This is a genomic window from Geodermatophilus sp. SYSU D00867 (assembly GCF_054050315.1).
This window is the reverse complement of record NZ_JBJGZC010000002.1, coordinates 209,868-228,382: the sequence shown is the minus strand read 5'-3', so window position 1 is coordinate 228,382 and position 18,515 is coordinate 209,868. Positions and strand designations below refer to the sequence as shown.

Here is an 18,515-nt window from a genome sequence, read left to right as displayed (position 1 = left end):
GCCTGGTGAGCACCGTGCGGGCCGGCGGGCGGTCCCGCACCGACGGGGCCGCGGAGGACACGCACGCCCCCGCGGCCGCCCCGCCCCCCGCCGGCGCCAGCCGCGCCGACCTCCCGGCCCCCGGCCGCCTCGACCACTGGCCGCCGGTGGTCCGGGTGCCGCTGCAGGTGCTCGGGCGCACGGTGGCCAAGGCCTGGCAGGACCGCATACTCGGGCTGTCCGGCGAGGCGGCGTTCTGGCAGATCCTCTCGGTGCCGCCGCTGCTGATCGCGCTGCTCGGGTCGCTGGGCTTCCTCGGCGACTGGATCGGCGCGCAGTCGGTGCAGACGATCGAGGACACGCTGGTCGACGCCTCCAGCGAGGTGCTCACCGCCGAGGTCGTCGACTCGCTGGTGCGGCCCACGCTCAGCGACATCCTGACCTCGGGCCGGCTCGACGTCGTGAGCGTGGGCTTCCTGCTCACCCTGTGGGCCGGGTCCTCGGCGACGGCGACGTTCATGAACACGATCGTCATCGCCTACGACCAGCGCGACGTCCGCGGCCCGATCGCCACCCGGCTCATGGCGCTGTGGCTGTTCGTCGTCGGCCTCGTGCTCGCCGTGGTCATGCTGCCGCTGCTGGTGCTCGGTCGCGGGGTGCTGGTCGGGCTGCTCCCGCCGGAGTGGCACGAGACGGCGACGGTGCTGATCAACGCCGTCTACTGGCCGGTGGTGGTCGTGGGCCTGCTGCTCGCGCTGACGAGCTTCTACCACGTGGTCCTGCCGCGGCGGCTGCCGTGGCGGCGGCACCTGCCGGGCACGCTGCTGGCCGTCGGCTTCTTCATGGTGGCGGCGACGGTGCTGCGGCTGTACGTGTCCGACATCCTGGTCGCCGCGCTGCCCTACGGCGCGCTGGCGACCCCGATCGCGGCGCTGCTGTTCCTGTTCTTCTTCGGGATGGCGGTGCTGCTCGGCGCCGAGCTCAACGCGACCGTCCAGGAGCGGTGGCCGGCGCCGCTGCGCCGGCACACCCGCCGGGCGCAGCGCCGCCGCGCCGCCGAACTCGAGGCCGAGGCCAAGCGCCTCGGACTCCGCTAGTCCTTGCGGAGCTGCTCGTAGATCTCCTTGCAGGCCGGGCAGACGGGGCTGCCGGGCTTGGGCGACTTGGTCACCGGGAACACCTCGCCGCACAGCGCCTCGACCAGCGTGCCCATGACGGCGCTCTCGGCGATCTTGTTCTTGCGGACGTAGTGGAAGACCTCGTTGGCGTTGCCGGTGTCCGAGTCGCGGACGTCGGGCTTCTCGAGGAGGTCGGTGCTGCTCACGGTCTCTCCCTGGCTCGGGGACGTCTCCTGCGCGGGCACCCCGGCGTCCTCCGGCGGAGGTGGTGGCCGGGCGCGACCGCCCCGCCCACCATGATGGCAGGGTGCCCCCCGAAGCTCCCCGCACCGAGCCCCGCCGTGCTGCCACCGCACCCGTGACCCTCTCCCCGGAGGTGGCCGGGGCGCTCGACGCCGGCGCCCCCGTCGTCGCCCTGGAGAGCACGCTGCTCGCCCACGGCCTGCCGCGGCCGGACAACCGCGCCGCCGCCGACGACGTCGAGGCGGCCGTGCGGGCCGGCGGCGCGGTGCCGGCCACGATCGCGGTGCTCGACGGCGTGCCGCACGTGGGGCTGACGGCCGAGCAGGTCGACCGGGTGTGCGCCGACCCCGACCTGGCGAAGCTCGGCGTCCGGGACCTGCCGGTGGCCGCCGCGCTCGGCCTGTCCGGCGCCACCACCGTCTCGAGCACCGCGCTGCTGGCGGAGGCCGCGGGGATCGGCGTGTTCGCCACCGGCGGCCTGGGCGGGGTGCACCGGCAGTCGGCCGAGACCTTCGACGAGTCCGCCGACCTCACCGCGCTCTCGCGCACCTCGCTGGCCGTCGTCTGCGCCGGCGTGAAGTCCATCCTCGACGTCCCCGCCACGCTGGAGCGGCTGGAGAGCCTCTCGGTGACCGTCGTCGGCTACGGCACCCGCACCTTCCCCGGCTTCTACGTCGCCGACTCCGGCGCCCAGGTGGACTGGGCGGTCGAGTCCCCCGAGCAGGCGGCCGCGGTGCTCGCCGCGCGGCGCGCGGTGGCGCCGGGCGCGGTCGTCGTCGCCAACCCGCTGCCGGCCGACGAGCAGCTGGACCCGGAGCTGCACGCCCGGGTCATCGCCGACGCGCTGGCCGCCGCCGAGGCCGCCGGGGTGCGCGGCAAGGCGGTGACGCCGTTCGTCCTCGACCACCTGCACCGGGCCAGCGAGGGCGCGACGCTCGCGGTGAACGTGCGGCTCGTGCTGCGCAACGCGGAGCTCGCCGGGCGGATCGCGGCCGCGCTGGCCGCCGCGGCCCGCTGAGCACCCGCCCGGTCGTCGTCGTCGGCGACCTGGCCACCGACGTCGTCGCCGTCCTGTCCGGCGAGCCGGCGCCGGGCTCGGACCGGCCGGCCGCCATCCGCACCCGCGGGGGCGGGGCCGGGGCCAACGTCGCCGCGCACCTGGCCGCGCTCGGGGTGCCGGTCACCCTCGCCGGGTGCGTGGGCGACGACCCGGCCGGCGCGGCGCTGCTCGCCGAGCTCGCCGCCGCCGGGGTGGGCCTGGCGGTGCGGACCGTGCCCGGCGCGGCCAGCGGGACGATCGTCAGCCTGGTCGAGCCGGACGGGCAGCGGAGCATGCTCGCCGACCGCGGCGCCAACCTGGACCTGCGGCCCGACGACCTCCCGCCGCCGCTGCCCGGCGCCCACCTGCACCTGTCGGGCTACACGCTGCTCGACGAGCGCCCCCGCCCGGCCGGGCTCGCGGCGCTGGCCGCGGCCCGGGCGGCCGGGTGCACGGTGTCGCTGGACCCGGCGTCGACGGGCCCGCTGGCCGGCTACGGCGTGGACCGGTGGCTGGCCGACACCGCCGGCGTCGACCTGCTGCTGCCCAACGCCGACGAGGCGCGGCTGCTGTCGGGCTGCGCGGACGTGACCGACGCCGCGCGGGCGCTGGCCGCCCGGCACGGCGCGGTCGCGGTCACCCTCGGGCGCGACGGGGCGCTGTGGGCCGCCGGGACCGCGGTGCTGCACCGCCCGGCGCGCCCCGCCCGGGTCGTGGACACCACCGGCGCCGGGGACGCGTTCACCGCCGGGCTGCTCGCGGTGTGGCTGGGCGGGCCGGACGCCGACCCGGCCGCCGCGCTGGACGCGGGGCTGGCCCGGGCCGCCGAGGTGGTCGGCCGGCCGGGCGCGCGCTGAGGAGGCTCGGAGGCCGGGGCTCAGCCCTCGATGACGGTGCCGCCCTCGATGGCGCGCCGGCGGCGGGCCGGGTCGTCGAGGATGCGGTCGGGCTGCGGCGCCCGGTACCGGTGGGCGTCGAGCTTCTTCTTCGGCGGCCGGTCGTTGGCCATGACCACGGCGATCCACGGCAGCACCGTGCCGAGGACGGCGAACACGATCGCCAGCCACAGGATCTGGTAGGTCGCCGCGGCCAGCACCAGGGCGACGGCGCGGACGGCCATGGTGAGGACGTACCGCTTCTTCCGGGCCGCGTGCTGCTCGGCCAGGCTGGGTTCTGCCTGCGTGATGAGCACCGGCTCCGACCGTCGGGGTCGTGCGGACTGCTGGCTCGAGGCCACGGACACCCATCCCCTCCGCCGGCCCGGGGCCCGACGCTGTCGCCTCGCGGCCGGGTCCGGTCCCTGCTGGCCGGCCCCGGGGATCCCCGGTCCGGCCCCCATGGTGCCACCGGGACAGGGGCTGTGCAGGTGCCTCCGCGGACGATCGCGGGCCAGATCCAGCGTGTCGCGACGGACTCCCCGCCGCCTATCCGGCGGCCTGCTCCGCCGCCTCCTCGGCCGCCTTCTCGGCGGCCTGCTTGGCGGCCTGCTTCGCGGCCTGCTTCGCGGCCCTGACCTCGGCCAGCGACTCCGGGCCGGTGATGTCGGCGACCGACCGGCGCGAGCCCTCCTCGCCGTAGGACCCGGCCGCCTCGCGCCACCCCGGCGGGGTCACGCCGTACTGCTTGCCGAGCAGCGCCACGAGGATCTTCGCCTTCTGCGCGCCGAAGCCGGGCAGCTCGCCGATCCGGCGCAGCAGCGCGGCGCCGTCCGGGACGCCGTCCCACAGGCCCTCCGCCCGGCCGTCGTAGCGGTCGACGAGCAGCCGGCACAGCGCCTGGGCGCGCTGGGCCATCGAGCCCGGGTAGCGGTGCACGGCCGGCGGCCCCTGGAACCAGGCGAGCAGGACGTCGGGGTCGGCGTCGGCGATCGCGGCCGCCGAGAGCGTGTCCACCCCCATGCGGTCGGCGAGCAGCCGCGGGCCCGCGAAGGCGCGCTCCATCGGGAACTGCTGGTCGAACAGCATGCCGAGGACGAGGGCGAGCGGGTCGCGGCCGAGCAGGTCGTCGGCGGCGTCGTCCTGGGTGATGCGGAGGCTCGGCACGCCCCCGATCCTGCCGCACCGTGCGACGAGGGCATCCGGAGCGACCACCGACCTCGACGCAGGCCGGCCCGGAGGAGGTCGAGGGGACCCGCCCGTCGGCCCCTCAGAGCCCCCAGAAGGGGCCGGAGAGACCGACGCTGCGCATGTAGTCGGCGGCCTGAGCGGGCTCGCGGCGGGTGTACCCGCGGTCGAAGCGGCCGGTGTACCAGTCCGAGGCGAGGCGCCAGAGCGTGGTCAGGTCCATGACGTAGCCGCGGTCGTTCCCGGTCCGGTCGAGCCACGCGTCGACGCACGTCTCGCCGCAGAAGATCCGCTGATGGCCGCAGGTGCGGACGACGTCGTCCCAGATCCGCGCCGCGGGGACGAGGAAGTGGGCGACCTGGTCCCCCTCCGGCGGTGCGGTGCGCGTGACGTTCCACGCGTGCGGGGCCGCGCAGGCGGGGCAGGTCGTCGCGACGAGCAGTGCCGGTTCCCGGTGGAGCAGGTGGGGCATCGCGAAGGAGTCCCAGGCGCAGCCACCCCACCACAGCGTCGAGCTGCCCATCACGGAGAAGCCGAGGGGGATGGCCGAGAAGGGGTGGGCCATGACGATGCTGCCGCCCTGGTCGAGGACCAGGTGCCGCGCGGCCGCGAGCTGCTCCAGGGCGTCGCGGATGCGCTGCGGTGACACGTCGAACCGGTGGGCGAGCTCGTCAGGAGCCGGTGGGCGGCCCTCCAGGGCGAATCCGGTGTAGACGGCCAGGCGGACGTCCTCGAGGTCCATGCGACCCTCCTTCGCTCGGCAGGCGTCATCCCCCGTCCCGGTGCTGCGTGACGGTCGCGGACGCGGCGGTCCGACGGTCCGGGAGCCGGGTCGGTCCGGCCCACGGACCGGGGAGAGCCAGGCGCCCGCTGCTCCGCGGCCGTCTTCGACGCCTTGCCCGACGACCCGGACACGCCCTCGCGCACGGGGTCGGGTCCAGGACCGGGGGGCGCCGGACCCGCGCGGAACGAGTCCACGTCGGCGACCCGACGCCGCAGTTCCCCAGGGACCGTCACGCTCGACCTCCGCGTCTCCCTGCAGCCTACGGTCGTCCGCTCCTCCCGCACCGCTGCTCGGGCACCGGGAGCAGACCGGGCCCCCGGTGCTGCTGGTGCCGCGCCCGTGCTCGGGAGCAGACTCGTGCCGAGCCCCTGGAGGGCTCCCCTTCCTGCGGCGGCCCCGCTCGAGAGGAGGACCCGATGACCACGACCACCACCGGCCACGTGACCGTCGGCGAGGTGATGCGGCCCCCGGTGACGACGGTCGAGCGCGACGCCCACGTGGCCGCGGCCGCGTGGCTGATGAAGAAACACCACGACAACGCGCTGGTCGTCGTCACCGACGGCGCGACGCAGGAGCCGGTCACCCTGGTCTGCGACGGCGACGTCGCCCAGGCGGTCGCGGACGGGCGGGACCTCGAGCAGGTGCGGCTCACCGACCTGCCCCTCCTGCCGATGGTGCTGGTTGCGCCGGACACGCCGGTCGCCGACGCCGCGGAGCAGATGCTCGCGGCCGGCGTCGTCTACGCGCCCGTGGTGCAGGACCGGCGGCTGGTCGGGCTGGTCGACCTCCCCGCCGTCTGCCGCGGCCTCCTCGCCGAGCGCGCGAGCGGCGGGGCATAGGGCCCGACGTCAGGCGGAGACGGAGAACAGCGGCCGGCTCCCGGGCACGTTGCGCAGGACGGGGACGCCGCGGTCGTCGGAGGCGAGCCCCGAGCCGACGACGAGGTCCCGGACCGTGCCAGAGACGAGCACCTCCCGTCCCCGGCGACGCCGACCCGTGCCCGCCCCAGCGGGACGGCTCCGCGCGCGCCAGGGCGAGGAACCGGTCGCGGATGGAGGCCCGGGCGGCGTCGCCGACCCGCGCGACGAGCTGGGTGGAGCCCGCCACGGCGACGAACAGCACCGTCGACGGCACGGTCGTGGTGGGGTGCGCCGCCGGGCGGGTGCCGGTGGGGAACCGCTCGATCTCGGCCAGCGGGGCCTCGGTGTCCCCGAGGAAGAAGCGGTGGTCGTCGCCCTGGAGCTCGACCAGCCGTGCGCCGGGGATGTGGTCGGCGAGGTACCGGCCGATGCCGATCGGGATCACCAGGTCACCGCGGCGGTGCAGCACCAGGGCCGGGACCCGGATGGTGGGAGCACGTCGCGCAGGCCGATGCGCGGGTAGAGCTCGAACGTGCGGCGGGCCGTCCCGGAGCTGGCGCCGAGGCGCTGCAGCGTGCCCCACCAGGCGCGCAGCGCCGTGTCGCCGCGGCGTCCCGGGGCTCACGGCACGGTCCCGGGCTCACGGCACGGCGAGGAGGAAGCGGCGCACGGCGGCGTCGAACGCCGCGGGGGCCTCGAGGTTGACGACGTGGCCGACGCCGGGGAGGAGCACCAACTGGGATCCGGGGATCGCGGCGTGCAGCGCCTCGGCCACCGGCCGCGGCGCCCGCACGTCCTCGGTGCCGTGGAGCAGCAGGGTCGGGACGGCGACGGTCGGCAGCACGTCCCGCAGGTCGGCGTCGGCGAACGCGGTGAGCATCGACCGCGTCCCGGCCGGACGGACGTCGAGCACCACCGCACGGACGAGGTCGAGGGTCTCCTGCGGCACGGGGCCGGCGAAGAAGCCGGGCAGGTAGCCGTCGACCCACTCGGCCGGGGGGCGGTCGAGCTCCGCGCGCACCCGCCGCAGCCGGGCCTCGACCTCCTCCGGGGGCAGCGACCCCCTCCACCCGGCGTAGGCGGAGGCGAGGACCAGGGAGCGGACCACCTCCGGGTGGCGCTGCCACACCGCGAGCGCGAGCCCGCCGCCGAACGACAGGCCGCACAGGTGCACCCGGCCCAGGCCGAGCCCGCCGACGAACGCGGCCACCGCGTCGGTGTACCCGGCCAGCGTCAGGTCGGCCGGCGGGTCGGGGGACGCACCGCAGCCGGGCGCGTCCCAGGCGACCACGTCGAACCCGTCCGACAGCCCCTCCAGCTGCGGCCGCCACTCCCGGCCGTCGCTCCACGCGCCGTGCAGGAGGAGCAGAGGCGCTCCTGCACCCGCGCGGTGGTAGGCGATGGTCCACCCGCCGGCCTCGACGACGTCCACGGCGACCCCTCGACGATGCTGCTGGCCGTGGTGCGGGGCGGCTGCCGCCCCGCGGGCCGAGCGTCCCATCCGGGCCACCGGGCGTCGAGACGCCGGTCGAGGTGACCGGAGGACCCTGGTGCGACCGCCCCTGGACACGGGATGCCGCCTGGCCGACCCAGGGACCGGGTCGGACCGGCCGGCGGGGCAGGCACCGGGCCCGACCGGTGCGGGACGAGGAGGCGGCCGTGCCGCAGACGCTGACGGTGTCCCAGCCGGGGACGGTCCTGGGGTCTGGGCCCATCCGGACGACGAGGCCTACCTGTCGGCCGCGCTGATGGCCGAGGCCGGGGACGCGGGGGCGGACCGTCGTCGTGGTCACCGCCACCGACGGCGAGTTCGCCGGGAGGGGGACGGTCCGGTCGCCGACCTGCGGCGGCTGGAGGTGGTGGCGAGCCTGGCCGCGGTCGGCGTCACCGACCACCGGTGGCTCGGCTCCCGGGACGGGCGGTGCGCCGCCGTCCCTCCGGACGACGGCGGCCGGGCGGTGCGCGCCCTGCCCGAGGACGTGCGGCCGGACACCGTGGTCACCTTCGGCCGCGACGGGCCGTCGGGGAGGACACCTGCCTCCGCTGGTGGTCGGAGGAGAGCTCCGGCCGGGTCCCCGCACCGCCGGTGGTTCCCGTCCCCACGCCCCGGGCCCCGGGTGATGCGGTTCCGCGGGGGGTGTCCGGTGGGGCGGCCCGCTGACCCGTTCCGCCCAGGGGGTCCTGCCGCCGCGCACCGCTCGCGCAGGATGGGTCGGTGCGCGCGGTGGTGAGCAGGGTGTCCTCGGCCTCGGTGACCGTCGACGGGGCCGTCGTCGGGGAGATCGGGACGGGCCTGCTCGCGCTGGTCGGCGTCGGCCGGGACGACGACGCCGACCGGGCCCGCACCCTGGCCCGGAAGGTCCACGAGCTGCGGGTCTTCCCCACCGGGGACGGCGCCCGCTCGGCCGGCGACCTCGGCCTGCCGGTGCTCGTGGTGAGCCAGTTCACCCTCTACGCGGACACGCGGAAGGGCCGCCGCCCGTCCTGGGACGCCGCCGCGCCCGGGGACGTCGCCGAGCCGCTGGTGGACGAGGTGGTGGCGGAGCTGCGGCGGCGCGGGACCGGCGTGGCGACCGGCGTGTTCGGCGCGCGGATGGCGGTGGCGTCGGTCAACGAGGGGCCGATGACCTTGCTGCTGGAGGTCTGACCCGGCGACCGGACGGGTACGGGTGGTGACCGAACACACGGCCTGTGCGTTCACTGTGAACCCGGGCCGCGTGGAACACCCGGCCCCGTCGGGACCGTTGTACGGGGCGAAACACAACGGACCACAACGGACGAACGAACCGTGGGGGCCCCGCCGGACAACGGAGCCCCACCCCCGACGCGGGTGCGCCACCGCCACCGGACAGCCGGCGGCGCATCCGAACTCCGAGCAAGGACGAAGACATCCCGTGACGCTCCTCCAGTCTTCCCCCAGTGACGCCCTCGAGGTCCGCTCGCCCCGCCGCGAGCCGGACACCAGTGGCCTGGTGTCGACCGACCTGGTGCGCGTGTACCTCAACACCATCGGCAAGACCGCCCTGCTGACCGCCGAGCAGGAGGTGGAGCTGGCTAAGCGCATCGAGGCCGGTCTCTACGCCGAGCGGCTGCTCGCCGAGCGGCAGCTCACCCCTGCCCTGCAGCGCGACTACAAGGCCCTCGCGGTCGACGGCAAGGCCGCCAAGCGGCACCTGCTCGAGGCCAACCTGCGCCTGGTCGTCTCGGTGGCCAAGCGCTACACCGGCCACGGCATGACGTTCCTGGACCTCATCCAGGAGGGCAATGTCGGCCTCATCCGCGCCGTCGAGAAGTTCGACTACACCAAGGGCTTCAAGTTCTCGACCTACGCGACGTGGTGGATCCGCCAGGCGATCACCCGCGCGATGGCCGACTCCGGCCGCACCATCCGGCTGCCCGTGCACCTGGCCGAGCAGGTCAACAAGGTCGTGCGGACCCGCCGGCGGGTGCACCAGGAGCTCGAGCGGGAGCCCACCGCCGAGGAGCTCGGCCTCGAGCTCGACATGACGCCCGAGCGGGTCACCGAGCTGCTCGAGTACAGCCGGGACCTGGTCAGCCTCGACCAGACGGTCGGCGCCGACGAGGAGTCCCGCCTCGGTGACTTCATCGAGGACGCCGACGCCGCGGTGGCCGAGGACGCGGTGGCCTTCCAGATGATGAAGGGCGACGTGCGCAACGTCCTCTCCACGCTGGAGGAGCGCGAGCGCGACGTGGTCGTGCTGCGCTTCGGCCTCGACGGCGGCCAGCCCCGCACGCTCGAGCAGATCGGCAAGCAGTTCGGCCTGTCCCGTGAGCGGGTCCGCCAGATCGAGCGCGAGACGATGGCCAAGCTGCGCGACCCGCAGCGCGCCGACGCCCTGCGCGACTACCTGGCGTAGACGGAGGACCCCTCTGCCCCCCACCGCTCGCACGCTCGCGGCGGGACCCTGCAGAGGGCCGCACCGAGAGCCGGTTCCCCCTCGCGGGGAGCCGGCTCTCGGCGTTGACAGGGGTCGCGCCCCGGGCCAGGCTCGTGCTCAACCGAACGGTTGAGGAGGCGGCCATGGCGGGCACGGCGGAGCGGTGGGCGAGGCTCGCGGACGACTTCGGCCGCAGGGTCGACGGCGTCCCGCCCGGACGCTGGGACGACCCGGCGCCGTGCGAGGGCTGGGTGGCCCGCGACGTCGTCCGGCACCTGGTGGAGTGGATGCCCGCGCTCTACTTCCCCGCGGTGGACCTCCCGCTGCCCGCGCACCCCCCGGTCGACGACGACCCCGCGGGCGCCTGGCGGGCCACCGACGCCGCGATCCGGGCCCTGCTCGCCGACCCGGACCTCGCCCGCCGGCCGACCAGCACCCGGGCCGGGGACATGCCGATCGAGGACCTCGTCGCCATGACCGGCCTCATGGACCTCCTGGTGCACGCCTGGGACCTCGCCCGCGCCACCGGCCAGGACGAGACGATCGACGCGGACGAGGCCTCGGCGTTCCTCGCCGGCATCGAGCCGTGGGACGCCGCGCTGCGCGGCAGCGGCCACTACGGCCCGCGGGTGACCGTGCCCGAGGACGCCGACGACCGGGCGAGGCTGCTCGCCTTCACCGGCCGCCGTCCCTGAGGCAGGCGCGCCGATGAGTTTCGGCGCCGCCGGCGGTCAGCCCCTCGTTGACACCGAGGGAGGGACCGTGGGCCAGCTGTTGAGGGTGCAGAACTTCACCGTCTCGAGCGACGGGTACGGCGCCGGCGAGGGCCAGAGCCTGGAGCGGCCGTTCGGGCACGCCGACCCCATGACGTTGATGGCCTGGGCGGTCGCCACGGCCAGCTTCCCCAACCGCACCCGGCCGGGCGGCAGCCGCGGCCTGGACGACTACTTCACCCGCGACTTCACGCACGGCATCGGCGCCGAGATCATGGGCCGGAACAAGTTCTCGCCCCACCGCGGCCCCTGGGAGGACCTCGAGTGGCAGGGCTGGTGGGGCGAGGACCCGCCGTTCCACACGCCGGTCTTCGTGATGACCCACCACGTGCGGCCGTCGTTCACGCTGTCGGACACGACGTTCCACTTCGTCGACGCCGACCCGGCCACGGTGCTGGAGAAGGCGCGCGCGGCGGCCGGCGGTGCCGACGTCCGGCTCGGGGGCGGCGCCACGGTGATCCGCCAGTTCCTCGACGCCGACCTCGTCGACACGCTGCACGTCGCCGTCGCACCGGTCGAGCTGGGCGCCGGCTCCCGGCTGTGGACCTCGCCCGACGAGCTGCTCGACCGCTTCCACCACGAGGTCGTGCCCAGCCCGAGCGGCGTCACCCACCACCTGTTCTGGCGGAGGTGACCCGCCCTGCGCTGTCGTGCCCGAGCGGGGCCGGAGGGCTCCGCGGGTGGTGCCGGCCGGAGGCCGACGGTGTGATCAGTCGCGCATGCGGCGGGGACCCGGATCGACCCGGGCGGTCGGCGGCCCGACGCGCACGGTGCCGCCGGCGACCACGAGCGACCGGCCGCCGTGCCAGGGGTTCGCCGGGCCGACGATCACCGGCGACAGGGCGAGGCCGAGCACCTCGGGCAGGTCCTCGGCGAGCCGGGCCACCCGCAGCAGCAGGTCCTCCAGCGCCGCGACGTCGACCCGCTCGGCCCCCCGCCAGCCGTCGAGCAGCGGCCACGCCCGGGGCGCGCGGACCAGCTCGGCGGCGTCGAGGTCGGTGAGCGGCAGCGTGCGGTAGGCGCGGTCGCCGAGCAGCTCGGTGGCCACTCCCCCGAGGCCGAAGCTGACCAGGGCGCCGAACGACGGGTCGTCGACGACCTCGATGACGGTGGCCACGCCCGGCGCGGCCATCTCCTGCACGATCACCGGGTCGCCGGCCGGGATGGCCTCGAACGCGGCACGGACGGCGCCGGCGTCGGGCAGGTCCAGCCGCACACCGCCGAGGTCGGTGCGGTGCCGCAGCCACGGCGCCGTCGACTTGAGCACCACCGGGTAGCCGATCGCGCCGGCCGCGGCGACCGCCTCGTCCGCGGTGGTCGCCGTCCGCGTGCCGAGCAGCGGCACCCCGTAGGCGCCCAGCAGGGCGATGACCTCGTCGTCGCGGAGCTGCCGCCCCCCGGGGGACCCCGCCATCGCGCCGAGCACCACCGACCGCGCCCGGTCGGCGTCGACGCCGGGCAGCTCGGGCACGGTGCCGGCCGGCCGGCGGCGCCAGCGGGCGTACTCGGCGACCCGCGCCAGCGCGATGACCGCCCGCTCCGGCGTCGCGTAGGACGGGACCGAGCCACGGGCGGGCATGCCCTCGTCGTCGGGCACGGTGAGCTCCGGCGGGATGCCCTCCGCCGACAGGAACGTCGCGAGCACCGGCTTGGCCGAGCCCTGCGACACCTCGCGCAGCGCCCGGCCGTACGCGTCGGGCGAGGTCCGCACCAGCGGCGGGAGGAACACCGCGACGACGGCGTCCACCCCGTCGTCGTCGACCGCCTCCTGCAGCGCCGCGCGGAAGGCCTCCGGGGTGCCGGCGGTGCCGATGTCGACCGGCGCCTCGTGCGCCAGGGTCAGGCCCTGGTCGAGGACGGCGTCAGCGACCAGCACGCCCAGCGCCGTGGAGTTGCCGACGACGGCGACCCGGTCGCCCGCCGGCAGCGGCTGGTGGGCCAGCAGCATGCCGACCTCGAACAGCTGGGCGACGGTCTCCACCCGGATGACGCCGGCCGAGGCGAACAGCGCCGCCACCGACTGCTCGGGCACCGCGACCGACGTGCCGGCCAGGCCCGGGGTGAGCCCGCCGTGCCGGCCGCTCTTCACCGCCACCACCGGCTTGGTGCGGGCGACGCTGCGCGCGAGCCGGGCGAACTTGCGGGGGTTGCCGAAGCTCTCCAGGTGCAGCAGCACGACCTCGGTGCCGGGGTCGGTGGCCCAGTACTGCAGCAGGTCGTTGCCGCTGACGTCGGCGCGGTTGCCGGCCGAGACGAAGCTCGACAGGCCGATGTTGCGGCTGGCCGCCCGCTCCAGCAGGGCCACGCCGAGCGCGCCGGACTGGGCGAAGAAGCCCACCCGCCCGCGGCCGGGGACCCGCGGGGCGAGGCTGGCGTCCAGCCGGATCGCCGGATCGGTGTTGACGATGCCGAGGCAGTTGGGGCCGACCACCCGCATGCCCGAGGCCCGCGCCGCGGCGACCAGCCGCCGCTCGGCCTCCCGGCCCTCGGGCCCGGTCTCGCCGAACCCGCCGGAGATGACCACCAGGCCGCGGACCCGCTTGCGCCGGCAGGCCTCCACCACGTCCGCGACCTCGTCGGCGGGGACCGCGACGACGGCGAGGTCGACGTCGCCGGGGACGTCCTCGATGGAGGCGTAGGCGGGGACGCCGCGCACGTGTCGGGTGCCGGGGTTGACCGGGTAGACCGGCCCGTCGAAGCGGTAGTCGAGCAGGTTGCGCAGGACGAGGTTGCCGATCTTGCCCTCGTCGTTGCTGGCGCCGACCACCGCGACCGACGACGGGGTGAGCAGCCGCGCGATCGACCGGGACTCGCTGCGCTGCTCGCGCTCGTAGGCGACCGCCAGCGAGGTCTCGGTGGGGGCGATCGGGAAGGTCAGGTGGACCACGCCCTCCTCGTAGGAGCGGCGGGCCTGGTAGCCGGCGTCGAGGAAGACCCGGACCATCCGGCCGTTCTGCGACAACACCTCGGCGACGAAGGTGGTGATGCCGCGCTCGCGGGCGGCGGCGGCCAGGTGCTCCAGCAGCACCGAGCCGAGCCCGCGGCCCTGGTGGGCGTCCTCGATGAGGAAGGCGACCTCGGCCTCGGTGGTGCCCGGGAGGCGGTCGTAGCGGCCGACGCCGATCAGCTGGTCGCCGAGCAGCAGGACGAACGCGACGCGGGTGTCGTGGTCGACGTGGGTGAACCGGTGCAGGTCCCTGTCCGACAGCCGCTTCATCGGCCCGAAGAACCGGTAGTAGCGGGTCTGGTCGGAGCTGCGGTCCATGAGCCCGGTCAGCCCCTCGGCGTCCTCCGGGCAGATCGGGCGCAGGTGCACCGTGCCGCCGTCCGCGGCGACGATGTCGGCCTCCCAGTGCGCGGGCGGCTGCGGCGCCACCTCGGCTGGGGCCTGGTCGACGGTCTGCTGCTCAGTCACGGGGGTCGTCCGGGTCGAGGCCGAACCAGGGGAAGGACGCCTTGCGGGTGCGGGAGATCGCCCGGTCGACGCGGGACTCGGTGAACGGGTCCCACGCGGAGAAGCCGGTGTAGCCGCCCTCGGTCATGTGCGTGGGCGGCCGGGCCCGCAGCCCGCGGGCGACGACGTCGTCGCGCCAGGACTGCGGGATCGCGGTCACCGGGTCCAGCCGCTCCCCCGACGCCTCGGCGAGCAGGTGCGTCCAGGCCCGCGGCACGCAGCGCACCAGCCCGTACCCGCCGCCGCCGAGGGCGACCCAGCGGCCGTCGCAGACCTCGTGCGCGAGCTCGTGCACCGCCCGGTAGCTGGCCCGCTGGCCGTCGACGGTGAGCGCGAGGTCGGCCAGCGGGTCCTCGTGGTGGGCGTCGCAGCCGCACTGGGTGACCAGTACCTGCGGGGCGAACGCGCGCACCACGCTGGGGACGACGGCGGTGAAGGCGCGCAGCCAGCCGGAGTCGTCGGTGCCGTTGGGCAGGGCGAGGTTGACCGCGGTGCCCAGCGCCTTCTCGGGGTCGCCGGTCTCCTCGGGGAAGCCGGTGCCGGGGAACAGCGTCAGCGGGGTCTGGTGGACGCTCACCGTGAGCACCCGCGGGTCGTCGTAGAACGCGGCCTGCACGCCGTCGCCGTGGTGCACGTCGAGGTCGACGTAGGCGATCCGCTCGTAGCCCTGGCCGAGCAGCCAGGCGATGGCGATCGCGGCGTCGTTGAACACGCAGAAGCCCGAGGCGCGGTCGCGCATGGCGTGGTGCAGGCCGCCGGAGATGTTGACCGCGTGCTGCGCCTGGCCGGAGTGCACCAGCTCGGCGGCCTGGACGCTGCCGCCGGTGATGAGCGCGGCCGCCTCGTACATGCCCTCGAAGACCGGGTTGTCGGCGGTGCCCAGGCCGAACGCCTCGTCGGGGTGGGTGGGCGCGCGCCGCACCGCCTCCAGGTAGGCGGGGTCGTGCACCAGGGTGAGCAGGTCCTCGCCGGCCGGCGTGGGACGGACCACCTCCACCCGGCCCGGTGCCAGCACGCCCAGCCCGTCGGCCAGCCGCATGGTGAGGTCCAGCCGCACCGGGTGCAGCGGGTGGTCACCGCCCATCGTGTAGCCGAGCAGGGCGTCGTCCCAGACGACGGCCACCGAGTCGCTCACGAGCCCTCCCTGTCGCCGTCCCCGCCGGGCGCGCCGCCCGGGCCGGTGCCCGCGCGGGTGGTGCCCGGTCCGGACGCTACCGCCGCGCCCTCCGGCCGTCCCCTCCACGGCACCGCGGCCGTGGCCTCGGTCGCCCGCCCGGGAACCCCGTCCGCGATCCCCGGAACGGGGCGCAGCGCACCGTACGATCGGGTCCGACACGGAGGAGTGCCAGTGAACGACCTCATCGACACCACCGAGATGTACCTCCGCACGATCTTCGAGCTGGAGGAGGAGGGCATCGTCCCGCTGCGGGCGCGCATCGCCGAGCGGCTGCACCAGAGCGGCCCGACGGTGTCCCAGACCGTGGCCCGCATGGAGCGCGACGGCCTGCTGACCGTCGAGGGCGACCGCCACCTGCAGCTGTCGGAGACCGGACGCGCCCTCGCCACCGCGGTCATGCGCAAGCACCGGCTGGCCGAGTGCCTGCTCGTCGACGTCATCGGCCTGGACTACGCCGAGGTCCACGAGGAGGCCTGCCGCTGGGAGCACGTCATGAGCGAGGCGGTGGAGCGCCGGCTGCTGTCCCTGCTGGGCAACCCGACGGTCTCGCCCTTCGGCAACCCGATCCCGGGCCTGGACGCGCTCGGCGGGGAGACCTCGGCCGTCCTCGACGCCCTGACGCTGCTGTCGAACACCGCGACCGCCGAGGGCCGGCAGGTGACCATCCGGCGGATCAGCGAGCAGCTCCAGGAGGACGCCGCGCTGCTCCGGCAGCTCGCCGACCAGGGCATCCGACCCGGCGCCACGATGGTGGCGCAGTCGGTGAACGGCACGATCAGCCTCGACGGGCACCCGCTGCCGCAGGGCGTGGCCCAGCACCTGTTCGTCTCGGCCATGGACGAGGACCTGACCCCGGTCGAGGCCGCCGCCCAGCTCTGAGAGGACCCCGCCGCCCCCACGCCTCGCGGGCTCGGCGCGGGGCCCGCAGCGGGGCCGTTCCAGCACGTCACCGAGCCCGGCGCCCGGTCCCCCGCTCCGGTGGGGGGCCGGGCGCTGCTGGTTACGGTGGGCGGCACCGTCCCGTCGTCCCCGCGAGGAGCCCCGGTGAGCCCGTCCGACGCCGTGCCCGAGACCGCTCCCGATCCCGATCCGGCGCACCCGTTCGCCCGGCTGGCCGACTTCGTCGCGATCCCGCGGGTGACCGGCCTGGCGCTGGCCCACGACGGCCGGCTGGCGGTCTCGGTGCAGACCCTCGACGCCGACCGGAAGAAGTGGGTCTCGGCGCTGTGGGACGTCGACCCCGACGGGCACCGCCCGCCGCGCCGGCTGACCCGCAGCGCGCCCGGGGAGGCGGCGCCGGCGTTCGCCCCGGACGGCACGCTGCTGTTCCTCTCGGCCCGCCCCGACCCCGCCGCCGGCAAGGACGGCGGCGACCCGAAGCCGGCGCTGTGGGCGCTGCCGCCCGGCGGCGGGGAGGCCCGGCCGGTGGTGACCCGGCCCGGCGGCGTAGGCGGGTTCGCCGTGTCGGCCGACAGCGGTGAGGTCGTCGTCGTGGCCTCGACCATGCCCGGCGCTGCCGACGCGGACGAGGACGGACAGCGCCGCAAGGCCCGCACCGACGCCGGGGTGTCGGCGGTGCTGCACGAGGCCTATCCCGTCCGGTACTGGGACAGCGACCTCGGGCCGGCGGCCCCGCACCTGTTCTGGGCCGGCGCGCTGCCCGCGGAGGACCCCGCCGGCGAGCCGGCCGGGCCGGTGCCGCTGCGCGACCTCACGCCCGACGCCCTCCCGCCGCTCGGCGCCGGGGAGGCGGTGGCCCTCTCGCCCGACGGCCGGCTGCTGGTGCGCGTGGACTCCGTCGCCGACGGCCCGGCCGGCCGGCGCGACCGGCTGGTCCTCGTCGAGACCGCGACCGGTGACGGCCGGGTCCTGGTCGACGACCCGCTGGCCGACGTGTACGCCGCCGCGTTCTCCCCCGACGGCGCCTGGGTGGTCTGCGTGCGCGAGTCGATGACCACCTACGCCGAGCCGCCGGACTACACGCTGCTGCTGGTCGACGTCGCCTCCGGGGACGCCCGCGACCTGACCCCGGACTTCGACCGGTGGCCCAGCGCCCCGCAGTTCAGTGCCGAGGGCGACGCCGTCTACTTCCTCGCCGACGACGACGGCCGGCACGCGCTGTTCCGGGTGGAGCTCACCGGCGGCGCCCCGGTCCGGCTGACCGCCGACGGCGCCTACAGCGACCTGCGGGTGGCCCGCGACGGCAGCGCCCTGTTCGCGCTGCGCTCGGCCTACGACGAGCCGCCGGCGCCGGTGCGCCTGGACCCGCGCGCCACCGGCCAGCACCCCGAGCCGCTGCCCGCCCCCGGCGCGCTCGGGCCGCTGCCCGGCACCCTGCACGAGGTGCGCGCCACTGCCGCCGACGGCGCCGAGGTGCAGTCGTGGCTGGTGCTGCCCGAGGGTGCGAGCGCCGAGGACCCGGCGCCGCTGCTGCTGTGGATCCACGGCGGGCCGCTGATGAGCTGGAACTCTTGGTCGTGGCGCTGGTGCCCGTGGGTGATGGCCGCCCGCGGCTACGCCGTCCTGCTGCCCAACCCGGCGCTGTCGCAGGGGTTCGGCCAGGACTTCGTCCGCCGCGGCTGGGGCGAGTGGGGCGGTGCGCCCTACACCGACCTGATGACCGCCGTGGACGCCGCCCTCGAGCGGCCCGAGGTGGACGCGGAGCGAACCGCGGCGATGGGCGGCTCTTTCGGCGGCTACATGGCCAACTGGGTGGCCACCCAGACCGACCGTTTCCGGGCGATCGTCACCCACGCGAGCCTGTGGGACCTCGACTCGTTCATCGGCACCACGGACGCCGCCTACTACTGGGAGCGGGAGTGGGGCGCGCCGCTGGTCGAGCCCAAGCGCTACGAGCAGAACTCCCCGCACCGGTTCGCCGACGCCATCCGCACGCCGGTGCTGGTGATCCACGGCGACAAGGACTACCGCGTGCCGATCGGCGAGGGCCTGCGGCTCTGGTACGACCTGCAGAAGCGCGGCGTCCCGTCGAGGTTCCTGTACTTCCCGGACGAGAACCACTGGGTGCTCACGCCCGGGAACGCGACGGTCTGGTACGAGACGGTGATCGCCTTCCTCGCCGAGCACGTCCTCGGGCAGGGGTGGCAGCGCCCCGAGCTCGTCTGA

Annotated in this window: 20 protein-coding genes; 12 read left to right on the top strand and 8 right to left on the bottom strand. The window is 76.0% G+C overall.

Annotation, left to right across the window (positions count from 1 at the left end; translation table 11 throughout):
• Positions 1–5: 5 nt before the first annotated feature.
• Positions 6–1,076, top strand: a complete 1,071-nt coding sequence (locus tag ACI8AK_RS03190) for a YihY/virulence factor BrkB family protein (protein ID WP_456955092.1) — start codon at positions 6–8, stop codon at positions 1,074–1,076.
• Here ACI8AK_RS03190 and ACI8AK_RS03185 read toward each other — a convergent pair.
• The gene (locus ACI8AK_RS03185) at positions 1,073–1,303 is read right to left on the bottom strand and encodes a DUF3039 domain-containing protein (protein WP_456903269.1); all 231 of its coding nucleotides are present in this window, start codon (positions 1,301–1,303) and stop codon (positions 1,073–1,075) included. The two genes, ACI8AK_RS03190 and ACI8AK_RS03185, sit on opposite strands and share 4 nt — an antisense overlap.
• Before the next feature lie 152 nt (positions 1,304–1,455).
• Between ACI8AK_RS03185 and ACI8AK_RS03180 the strand changes: the two genes are divergently transcribed.
• Complete coding sequence (locus ACI8AK_RS03180; RefSeq protein ID WP_387990815.1) at positions 1,456–2,358, top strand: pseudouridine-5'-phosphate glycosidase; 903 nt, start codon at positions 1,456–1,458, stop codon at positions 2,356–2,358.
• Positions 2,355–3,236: a carbohydrate kinase family protein gene (locus ACI8AK_RS03175; protein ID WP_456955118.1), complete on the top strand. Its 882-nt coding sequence runs from the start codon at positions 2,355–2,357 to the stop codon at positions 3,234–3,236. The genes ACI8AK_RS03180 and ACI8AK_RS03175 overlap by 4 nt, the downstream gene beginning before the upstream one ends.
• A 20-nt stretch (positions 3,237–3,256) precedes the next feature.
• Here ACI8AK_RS03175 and ACI8AK_RS03170 read toward each other — a convergent pair whose 3' ends face one another.
• From ACI8AK_RS03170 to merB, 3 genes are all read right to left on the bottom strand, one after another.
• Positions 3,257–3,571, bottom strand: a complete 315-nt coding sequence (locus tag ACI8AK_RS03170; protein WP_387990813.1) for a DUF3099 domain-containing protein — start codon at positions 3,569–3,571, stop codon at positions 3,257–3,259.
• Positions 3,572–3,803: 232 nt separating this feature from the next.
• A complete protein-coding gene (locus ACI8AK_RS03165; RefSeq protein WP_456955091.1) occupies positions 3,804–4,421 on the bottom strand; it encodes an HhH-GPD-type base excision DNA repair protein in 618 nt (205 codons plus the stop codon).
• 103 nt (positions 4,422–4,524) lie between these two features.
• The gene (gene merB, locus ACI8AK_RS03160) at positions 4,525–5,184 is read right to left on the bottom strand and encodes an organomercurial lyase (RefSeq protein ID WP_456955090.1); all 660 of its coding nucleotides are present in this window, start codon (positions 5,182–5,184) and stop codon (positions 4,525–4,527) included.
• Between the two features lie 458 nt (positions 5,185–5,642).
• Between merB and ACI8AK_RS03155 the strand changes: the two genes are divergently transcribed.
• Entirely contained in the window at positions 5,643–6,065 is a 423-nt protein-coding gene (locus tag ACI8AK_RS03155) for a CBS domain-containing protein (protein WP_387990805.1), read from the top strand.
• A gap of 9 nt (positions 6,066–6,074) precedes the next feature.
• Here the strand turns inward: ACI8AK_RS03155 and ACI8AK_RS03150 are convergent, their stop codons facing one another.
• The gene (locus ACI8AK_RS03150) at positions 6,075–6,197 is read right to left on the bottom strand and encodes a hypothetical protein (RefSeq protein ID WP_456955089.1); all 123 of its coding nucleotides are present in this window, start codon (positions 6,195–6,197) and stop codon (positions 6,075–6,077) included.
• A gap of 253 nt (positions 6,198–6,450) precedes the next feature.
• Here ACI8AK_RS03150 and ACI8AK_RS03145 point away from each other — a divergent pair, with 253 nt between their 5' ends.
• Positions 6,451–6,609, top strand: coding sequence for a hypothetical protein (locus ACI8AK_RS03145; RefSeq protein WP_387990799.1), 159 nt, complete (start codon positions 6,451–6,453; stop codon positions 6,607–6,609).
• A gap of 117 nt (positions 6,610–6,726) precedes the next feature.
• Here ACI8AK_RS03145 and ACI8AK_RS03140 read toward each other — a convergent pair whose 3' ends face one another.
• Positions 6,727–7,518, bottom strand: a complete 792-nt coding sequence (locus ACI8AK_RS03140) for an alpha/beta fold hydrolase (protein ID WP_456955088.1) — start codon at positions 7,516–7,518, stop codon at positions 6,727–6,729.
• Between ACI8AK_RS03140 and ACI8AK_RS03135 the strand changes: the two genes are divergently transcribed.
• The 5 genes from ACI8AK_RS03135 (at position 7,487) to ACI8AK_RS03115 (ending at position 11,392) form a co-directional block, all read left to right on the top strand.
• Positions 7,487–8,317 carry a PIG-L family deacetylase gene (locus tag ACI8AK_RS03135; RefSeq protein ID WP_456955087.1) on the top strand — a complete coding sequence of 277 codons (831 nt, stop codon included), beginning with the start codon at positions 7,487–7,489 and terminating at the stop codon, positions 8,315–8,317. The two genes, ACI8AK_RS03140 and ACI8AK_RS03135, sit on opposite strands and share 32 nt — an antisense overlap.
• A complete protein-coding gene (gene dtd, locus ACI8AK_RS03130; RefSeq protein WP_387990793.1) occupies positions 8,302–8,733 on the top strand; it encodes a D-aminoacyl-tRNA deacylase in 432 nt (143 codons plus the stop codon). The genes ACI8AK_RS03135 and dtd overlap by 16 nt, the downstream gene beginning before the upstream one ends.
• Before the next feature lie 247 nt (positions 8,734–8,980).
• Positions 8,981–9,964, top strand: coding sequence for an RNA polymerase sigma factor SigB (sigB, locus tag ACI8AK_RS03125; RefSeq protein WP_387990790.1), 984 nt, complete (start codon positions 8,981–8,983; stop codon positions 9,962–9,964).
• 164 nt (positions 9,965–10,128) lie between these two features.
• A complete protein-coding gene (locus ACI8AK_RS03120) occupies positions 10,129–10,680 on the top strand; it encodes a TIGR03086 family metal-binding protein (RefSeq protein ID WP_456955086.1) in 552 nt (183 codons plus the stop codon).
• A gap of 67 nt (positions 10,681–10,747) precedes the next feature.
• The gene (locus ACI8AK_RS03115; protein WP_456901796.1) at positions 10,748–11,392 is read left to right on the top strand and encodes a dihydrofolate reductase family protein; all 645 of its coding nucleotides are present in this window, start codon (positions 10,748–10,750) and stop codon (positions 11,390–11,392) included.
• Between the two features lie 75 nt (positions 11,393–11,467).
• On the opposite strand, the gene ACI8AK_RS03110 is transcribed toward ACI8AK_RS03115, so the two are convergent.
• Both ACI8AK_RS03110 and ACI8AK_RS03105 read right to left on the bottom strand, forming a co-directional pair.
• A complete protein-coding gene (locus ACI8AK_RS03110; protein WP_456955085.1) occupies positions 11,468–14,173 on the bottom strand; it encodes a bifunctional acetate--CoA ligase family protein/GNAT family N-acetyltransferase in 2,706 nt (901 codons plus the stop codon).
• Positions 14,166–15,347, bottom strand: coding sequence for an acetoin utilization protein AcuC (locus tag ACI8AK_RS03105; RefSeq protein ID WP_456901798.1), 1,182 nt, complete (start codon positions 15,345–15,347; stop codon positions 14,166–14,168). The genes ACI8AK_RS03110 and ACI8AK_RS03105 overlap by 8 nt, the downstream gene beginning before the upstream one ends.
• Positions 15,348–15,560: 213 nt before the next feature.
• On the opposite strand from ACI8AK_RS03105, the gene ACI8AK_RS03100 reads away from it, so the two are divergent.
• Entirely contained in the window at positions 15,561–16,268 is a 708-nt protein-coding gene (locus ACI8AK_RS03100) for a metal-dependent transcriptional regulator (RefSeq protein WP_387990778.1), read from the top strand.
• Between the two features lie 165 nt (positions 16,269–16,433).
• Positions 16,434–18,515 carry a S9 family peptidase gene (locus tag ACI8AK_RS03095; protein ID WP_456955084.1) on the top strand — a complete coding sequence of 694 codons (2,082 nt, stop codon included), beginning with the start codon at positions 16,434–16,436 and terminating at the stop codon, positions 18,513–18,515.